This is a genomic window from Agromyces sp. NPDC055520 (assembly GCF_053619715.1).
Window position 1 is genome coordinate 1 of sequence record NZ_JBSHJY010000077.1, and the last position, 6,801, is coordinate 6,801.

Consider the following 6,801-nt stretch of genomic DNA (forward strand, 5'->3'; position numbering starts at 1 on the left):
CCATCGGATGCCGCGCCGCGGCTGGATACCCGTTCGATCAGCGGGGCGTGGCCCACCGGATCACGAAGAATCCGACGATCGCAGAGACCGCAGCCAGGCCGAGCACGACCGTGAAGGCCCCGACGATGCCGATCTCGCCGAACCAGGCGAACAGCGACGGCCACGAGTTCGTGAACGTGATCGCCGCGGTCGCGACGAGCAGCAGTGCGATCACGCTGAACGCCAGAACAAGCATTCCGGGGATGCGCCACCGCATGTACACGGTCGTGACGGTCGCGCCGATGAAGAGCACGAGCAGCTGCAGCGCGAAGCTCGTGTAGAAGTCGACGATCCAGCTCTGGCCGTACCAGAGCGCGTCGAACATGTGCGTGCCGAGCCCCCAGCCGCCGGTGGCGATCTCGACCTGCACGAGCGTCGCGATCGCGACCGCGTACATGATCGAGACGAGCACGAACATGAGGCTCGTGCCGACCCAGAAGTCGCGGCGCGTCGTGCCGAAGCCGAGTGCGAACGAGAAAGTGAGTCCGATCGCCTGCACGCCGACCACGACGAGGTACCACTGCGGCGAGAGCACCGCCCAGCTGTAGCGCATGCCCTCGAGGTCTTCGGTGGTCACGCTACCGCCGGAACCCGCCTTGACGATGAGGGTGATGAGGATCGAGATCACCAACGCGGCGCCGAGGATGATCCACGGGATGCCGAGGAAGATCCACGGGTTGACGGCATGCAGGCGCACGATGCGCCAGATCTCGTGGGCCCGCGAGCGGGCCTCGGTGCGCACGACGGGTGCGGTCGCGACGGCGGTCATGCTGCGGCCTCCTGTTCGGTCGAGCCGGCGAGGTCGGTGCCGGTCAAGTGGACGATGAGTTGTTGGAGCGAGACGGGCGCGAGCTCGAGGCCGAGCTCGGCCGCCTGGACGCGGTCGCGTTGGTCGAGACGGCCGTCGACAGTGACGGATGCCAGTCCGCCGAGGCCCTCCCGCCCGATGACGGGCCGATCTGCGACGAATGACTCGACGATCGCGCGTGGCCCCGCGATCGTCGTCGCGGAACCGCGCACCTCTTCGGCGTCGCGGTCGAGGAGGATGCGCCCCTGGTCGATGAGGATGACATGCTCGAGCAGGTTCGCGACCTCGTCGATCAGGTGGGTCGAGAGCACGACGGTGCGCGGGTGCTCGGCATAGTCCTCGAGCAGGCGGTCGTAGAAGATGTGCCGGGCGACCGCGTCGAGACCCAGGTACGGCTCGTCGAAGAAGGTGAGCGGTGCGCGGCTCGCGAGCCCCACGATGACGCCGACGGCCGAGAGCTGACCGCGCGAGAGCTTCTTGATGCGCCGTTTCACCGGCAGGCGGAAGTCGGCGACGAGCTGCTCGGCGAACGAGGCATCCCAGTTCTCGAAGAACCAGGGTGCCGCCTTGAAGACGTGAGCCGGGCTGAAGTCTTCGGGGTAGCGCTGCGACTCCGCGATGAAGCACATGCGGCGCAGCACGTCGGCGTGTTCGGCCGGCTCCCGGCCGAACACCTCGAGTCGCCCGGCATTCGCGAAGAGCTGGCCGGTGAGCAACTGCATGATGGTGGTCTTGCCCGCACCGTTCCGGCCGAGGAGGCCGTAGATGCGGTTCTCGTCGAGCGTGAAGTCGACCGCGTCGACGGCCGTGAACGCGCCGTAGCGCTTCGTGAGCCCGGTGGCGTGCACCACTGTGCGGGTCATGATTGGATCCTTTCCGCGCGGAGCATGCCCGCGAGTTCGTCGATGCCGATGCCGAGCTTCTCGGCCTCGATGATGAGTGGTCTGAGGAATTCGGCGGCGAAGCCCGCCCGCCGGCGTTCGACGAGCCGATCGCGGGCGCCGGTCGTCACGAACATGCCGATGCCCCTTCGCTTCTCCACGATGCCGTCGTCGACAAGGCGGGTCACCCCTTTCAGTGCTGTGGCCGGGTTGACGCGCAGGAATGCCGCGAACTCGTTCGTCGAGGGGATCTGGCCGCCTTCCGGCAGCGCACCGTCGATGATGTCGTTCTCGATCTGTTCTGCGATCTGGATGAAGATCGGACGCGAATCGTCCATGTCCGCCCTTCCGCTTGCCGGGATCTGCTGCGCCGAACCTTGGTTGGTTCATTACTTGTGTAACTAACCAACCATGTACGGGCGTGGCTGTCAACCACTTTCTGCTGGGATCAGTGCGGCAGGCGCAGGCGCCCTTGCGCGAGCAGGATGCCGAGCAGCACGAGCACGGCGCCGATCGGCTCATGCCACGAGAAGCGCTCGCCGAGCAGCAGCACCCCCAGCGCGACGCCGACCACGGGAGTGACGTAGGTCACGGTCGACGCGTTCGTCGGCCCCCAGGCGCGCAGCACGTTGATGTTCCAGATGTAGGCGAGGCCCGTGCCGAGCACCCCGAGGGCGAGGAGGGAGCCGACGATCGCGAGATCGAGCTCGACCGGCTGCCACGCGATCACGGGCGTCAGCACGAGCATGATCGCGCCTGCGATGCCGATGTTGAGGAACGCGAAGGTCGCCGGGGCGATCGGCCGCGTGCTCAGGAACTTGCGCGTGTACCCGAACGTGAAGCCGTAGCAGACGGCCGCCCCGAGGCACGCGAGCTGGCCGAGGAGGCTCCCGGTGAGCGCGGCGTACTGCCACGGCCCGATGATCACGACGACGCCCGCGATGCCGACGATCACGCCGGCCCACTGGCCCGCGGCGAGCTTCTCGACGCGGAACGCGAGGGTCGCCATGAGCGCCGTCGTGATCGGGGTGACGGCGTTGTAGATCGACGCGAGGCTCGACGAGACGTGCAGTTCGGCCCACGCGAAGAGCATGTGGGGCACGACGCATCCGCTGATCGCGATGACCGCGAAGTGCAGCCAGACGATCGGCTGCCGCGGCAGCACCGGCCCCCGTTCCCCCGTCGGCGACGCGACGCGCGGCCGCATGACGAGCACGATGACGCCGAGGGTGAGGCCGCCGAGCACGAGCCGCGACCACGCGACCTGGGTGAAGGCCACACCCTCGAGCGCGACCTTCATGAAGAGGAAGCTGGCGCCCCAGACCACGCCCATGCCGAGGAACTGCAGCCACGTCGACAGCCGGCTCGGCTGCGAGGGTGCGGATGCCGCGGCGACGGCGTTCGGTGCAGTGCTGGTGCTCACCGGTCGAGCGTATGCCCGGCCACCGACCGCCCGACACGTCCGCCGGGGTGCGTGTCCGGAATCCGCCGAAGCTCGGCAGTCGCGACATCCACGGCCCTCCCGCTCAGCGGGCCGCGACCCTAGGCTGGAACGCATGACCAGCCATTTCGATGTCGTCGTCCTCGGCGCCGGCCCCGGCGGCTACGTCGCCGCGGTGCGCGCCGCACAACTCGGTCTCAGCGTCGCCGTGATCGAGGAGAGATACTGGGGCGGTGTGTGCCTCAACGTCGGGTGCATCCCCTCGAAGGCGCTGCTGCGCAACGCCGAACTCGCCCACATCTTCCGCGATCAGGCCGCGACCTTCGGCATCACGGGCGACGCGCACTTCGACTTCGGCGTCGCCTTCGACCGCAGCCGCCAGGTGTCGGAGAAGCACGTCAAGGGCGTGCACTTCCTCATGAAGAAGAACGACATCACCGAGTTCGACGGGCGCGGGTCGTTCACCGGGCCGAACTCGATCGACGTCGCGAAGGCCGACGGCACGACCGAGCAGCTCACGTTCGCGAACGCGATCATCGCGACCGGTTCGCGCGTGCGCCTGCTGCCCGGCGTCGCGCTCTCGCAGAACGTCGTGACCTACGAGTCGCAGATCCTCACGCGCGACCTGCCGCGATCGATCGCGATCGTCGGCGCCGGCGCGATCGGCATGGAGTTCGCCTACGTGCTGAAGAACTACCGTGTCGACGTCACGGTCATCGAGTTCCTCGACCGGGCGCTGCCGAACGAAGACGTCGAGGTCTCGAAGGAGATCACGCGCCAGTACCGCAACCTCGGCGTGCCGATCCTCACCTCGACGAAGGTGGAGTCGGTCGTCGACGACGGGTCATCCGTCACCGTCTCGTACACGGCCTCGAACGGCGAAGCCGGCAGCCTGCAGGTCGACCGTGCGCTGATCTCGGTCGGGTTCGCGCCGAACGTCGAGGGCTTCGGGCTCGAGGCGGCCGGCGTGGCGCTCACCGAGCGCGGCGCGATCGGCATCGACGAGCGCATGCGCACGAACGTGCCGCACATCTACGCCATCGGCGACGTCACCGCGAAGCTCATGCTCGCCCACGTCGCCGAGGCGCAGGGGGTCGTCGCGGCCGAGACGATCGGCGACGCCGAGACCATGGAACTCGGCGACTACCGGATGATGCCGCGCGCCACGTTCTGCTCGCCGCAGGTCGCTTCGTTCGGGCTGACCGAGCAGCAGGCCCGCGACGAGGGCTACGACGTGGTCGTCTCGAAGTTCCCGTTCAGCGCCAACGGCAAGGCGAACGGGCTCGGCGAGCCCATCGGCTTCGTCAAGCTCGTCGCCGACGCGAAGTACCTCGAGCTGCTCGGCGGCCACCTCATCGGCCCCGACGTCTCCGAGCTGCTGCCCGAACTCACCCTCGCCCAGAAGTGGGACCTCGGCGCCCTCGAGCTCGCCCGCAACGTGCACACCCACCCGACGCTGTCGGAGGCGCTGCAGGAGACGTTCCACGGCCTCGCGGGGCACATGATCAACATGTAGAACAGGGTGATTGGCCGATGTCGCTCACCGTTCGGTCGGTGTCGTGAGTGCGAATTTGCTTGACCAATGATCAAGTGATTGACTCAACCGCATGGAAAGTCAATTCGAGAAGCAGCGTGACCCGGCATCCGTGCTCGAGACGCTCAGCACTGACCGTGGCCGAATCGGCGAACGGATCACGGCCGAAACATGGTGGGCTGCACCTGCACAGGGCTTGGGTGCGGCGCTGATCATCGTGGCCCCCGCGGCAGGCCTGGCATGGGCGTGGTTGCCCTTTGTGCTCAGCGTGGGGATCTTCGTCGGCGTTGAAGTGCTCTTTCGTAAGCGCAGTGGCTTCGGCATTACCCGACCGGCTGGTCCTCGCGGGCTCTGGTTGCTGGCTGCGCTCTTCTTGATCATCTTCTTCTCGTTTGTGATCAGCCTGGGACTCGCGCTGTTCGGTCTGACCGGATGGGTGGTTGCCGTCGCTGTGGCCGCGGGTGTCGTCACAGCGCTCATCGTCGTGGTCTATGACCGCGCGTATGCTGCCGAGGTGCGCCGTGCGGGCTGAACCCCGCTTCGACGAGGCGATCCACGCGCCAACACGGCTGCGTCTGTGTGCGATGCTGCGCCCGCTCGCCGACGCGGATTTCGCAGCGATTGCCGCGACGCTGGAGCTCAGTGAGGCAAACCTGTCGAAGACAGTGAGAAACCTCGTCGAAATTGGCTATCTCGTCACGAGTAAGCAGGCCTCGCCTCAGCGAGCGGACGCGCGCCGGACGACCACCGTCAAACTCACCGCGCAGGGTCGCCGCGCCTTCGATGGGCACATCGCGGCGCTGCGGGCGATGGCGGGTGACTAAGGTGCGTCTCCCAGCAGCGTTACCCAACGGCGAACGGACACCTTTGGCCCGACGACCGCGACGAGACGCGGCGCGGGCGCTCCGGCGTTGCGCCGCGGCATCCGCCCGGTTCGACTGAGATCATCAGCGCATGTCGACAGTGGCGGGCGTGCTGATCCCCGAGAACCGGCGCAACCCTGCGGTCGAGCTGCTCGACCAGCTCGACCTCGATCACGGCGATGTGCGCGCCAAGCGCACGGGCTTCGCGATCATGCTCGTCCTCTCCGCGATCATCGCGATCGCGGGCATCATCGGCGACTCCACCGCGACCGTCATCGGGGCCATGATCATCGCCCCGCTCTCGACGCCGATCCTCGGGGTCGCGGCCGGCATCGTGACCGGCCGGGCGAGCCTCGTCGGACGCTCCGTGCTCTGGCTCCTCGGCGGCATCGCGGCCGTCGTGATCCTCGGTGCGTTGCTCTCGTTCACCATTCCCGACCCGCAGCAGCTCACGACGAACCCGCAGGTCACGAGCCGCACCGCGCCGACCCTCATGGACCTGCTCGCCGCCTTCGCGACGGGCCTCGCCGGGGCGTTCGCGATGTGCCGGCGCGATCTCAGCAACATCCTGCCCGGCGTCGCGATCTCGATCTCGCTCGTGCCGCCGCTCGGCGTGGTCGGCGTGAGCCTCGGCCAGGGCCAGTTCGACGCGGCCTTCGGCGCCTCGATGCTGTTCCTCTCGAACGTCGTCGCCCTCATCATTGCCGGGAGTCTCGTCTTCACCCTCGCCGGCTACCCGCGCGACCCCGAGGCCGTCGAGGGCGCGAACCGACGACGCGCGTACACGATCGTCGGCGTGCTCACCGCGGTCGTCGCGATCCCGCTCGTCGTGAACTCCCTCGTCATCGCGTTCGTCGCCTCGTGGACGGTGAACCTGCACTCGGTCACGAACGAGTGGCTCGACGGCACGAAGGGCGCCTCGGTCACGGGCGTCAGCTGGAACGGGCTCGAAGCGACGGTCGGCGTCGAGAGCCCGGGCGGCGAGCTGCCGCCGATCGACGAGTATCGCGACGACCTCGCGAAACAGCTGCCGTCGTTCGTCGCGGTGAGCCTCGACGTGAAGTCGGGCAGCCAGGTCGAGGTGCGCTGAGCGGGGCGCCCCCGCAAACACACCGCGAACGGCCACGCGAAAGAGGGGCGGGTGGGCCGCCGCGCGCCGCGCCCAACCCCCCACACTCTTTCATAGACGCGCCCCGGGGCGGGCGTGCCGCCGCGGGCCAAATGTGTGCCCGGGG

Annotated in this window: 8 protein-coding genes; 4 read left to right on the plus strand and 4 right to left on the minus strand. The window is 68.0% G+C overall.

Translation table 11 applies throughout. From position 1 onward, the window contains the following. Window positions 1–37: 37 nt before the first annotated feature. From ACWGST_RS16750 to ACWGST_RS16765, 4 genes are all read right to left on the minus strand, one after another. Window positions 38–808: a hypothetical protein gene (locus ACWGST_RS16750; protein ID WP_452047802.1), complete on the minus strand. Its 771-nt coding sequence runs from the start codon at window positions 806–808 to the stop codon at window positions 38–40. Then, window positions 805–1,710 (minus strand): ABC transporter ATP-binding protein, encoded by a 906-nt coding sequence (locus ACWGST_RS16755; protein WP_452047803.1) that lies wholly within the window; start codon window positions 1,708–1,710, stop codon window positions 805–807. The genes ACWGST_RS16750 and ACWGST_RS16755 overlap by 4 nt, the downstream gene beginning before the upstream one ends. Further along, the gene (locus ACWGST_RS16760; RefSeq protein ID WP_452047804.1) at window positions 1,707–2,066 is read right to left on the minus strand and encodes a GntR family transcriptional regulator; all 360 of its coding nucleotides are present in this window, start codon (window positions 2,064–2,066) and stop codon (window positions 1,707–1,709) included. The genes ACWGST_RS16755 and ACWGST_RS16760 overlap by 4 nt, the downstream gene beginning before the upstream one ends. 110 nt (window positions 2,067–2,176) lie before the next feature. Continuing rightward, window positions 2,177–3,061, minus strand: coding sequence for a DMT family transporter (locus tag ACWGST_RS16765; RefSeq protein ID WP_452047809.1), 885 nt, complete (start codon window positions 3,059–3,061; stop codon window positions 2,177–2,179). A gap of 223 nt (window positions 3,062–3,284) precedes the next feature. Here ACWGST_RS16765 and lpdA point away from each other — a divergent pair, with 223 nt between their 5' ends. The 4 genes from lpdA (at window position 3,285) to ACWGST_RS16785 (ending at window position 6,656) form a co-directional block, all read left to right on the plus strand. After that, window positions 3,285–4,685, plus strand: coding sequence for a dihydrolipoyl dehydrogenase (gene lpdA / locus ACWGST_RS16770; protein WP_452047805.1), 1,401 nt, complete (start codon window positions 3,285–3,287; stop codon window positions 4,683–4,685). A gap of 91 nt (window positions 4,686–4,776) precedes the next feature. Continuing rightward, the gene (locus tag ACWGST_RS16775) at window positions 4,777–5,235 is read left to right on the plus strand and encodes a hypothetical protein (protein ID WP_452047806.1); all 459 of its coding nucleotides are present in this window, start codon (window positions 4,777–4,779) and stop codon (window positions 5,233–5,235) included. Then, complete coding sequence (locus ACWGST_RS16780) at window positions 5,225–5,527, plus strand: transcriptional regulator (protein WP_452047807.1); 303 nt, start codon at window positions 5,225–5,227, stop codon at window positions 5,525–5,527. The genes ACWGST_RS16775 and ACWGST_RS16780 overlap by 11 nt, the downstream gene beginning before the upstream one ends. A 130-nt stretch (window positions 5,528–5,657) precedes the next feature. Continuing rightward, complete coding sequence (locus tag ACWGST_RS16785; RefSeq protein WP_452047808.1) at window positions 5,658–6,656, plus strand: TIGR00341 family protein; 999 nt, start codon at window positions 5,658–5,660, stop codon at window positions 6,654–6,656. The last annotated feature ends 145 nt before the right edge of the window (window positions 6,657–6,801 follow it).

Excerpts from the sequence above, each read along its gene's own strand:
- ACWGST_RS16765 (WP_452047809.1), bottom strand. The coding sequence starts at position 3,061 with ATGGGCGTGGTCTGGGGCGCCAGCTTCCTCTTCATGAAGGTCGCGCTC.
- ACWGST_RS16755 (WP_452047803.1), bottom strand. The coding sequence starts at position 1,710 with ATGACCCGCACAGTGGTGCACGCCACCGGGCTCACGAAGCGCTACGGC.
- ACWGST_RS16775 (WP_452047806.1), top strand. The coding sequence starts at position 4,777 with ATGGAAAGTCAATTCGAGAAGCAGCGTGACCCGGCATCCGTGCTCGAG.
- lpdA (WP_452047805.1), top strand. The coding sequence starts at position 3,285 with ATGACCAGCCATTTCGATGTCGTCGTCCTCGGCGCCGGCCCCGGCGGC.
- ACWGST_RS16750 (WP_452047802.1), bottom strand. The coding sequence starts at position 808 with ATGACCGCCGTCGCGACCGCACCCGTCGTGCGCACCGAGGCCCGCTCG.
- ACWGST_RS16760 (WP_452047804.1), bottom strand. The coding sequence starts at position 2,066 with ATGGACGATTCGCGTCCGATCTTCATCCAGATCGCAGAACAGATCGAG.
- ACWGST_RS16785 (WP_452047808.1), top strand. The coding sequence starts at position 5,658 with ATGTCGACAGTGGCGGGCGTGCTGATCCCCGAGAACCGGCGCAACCCT.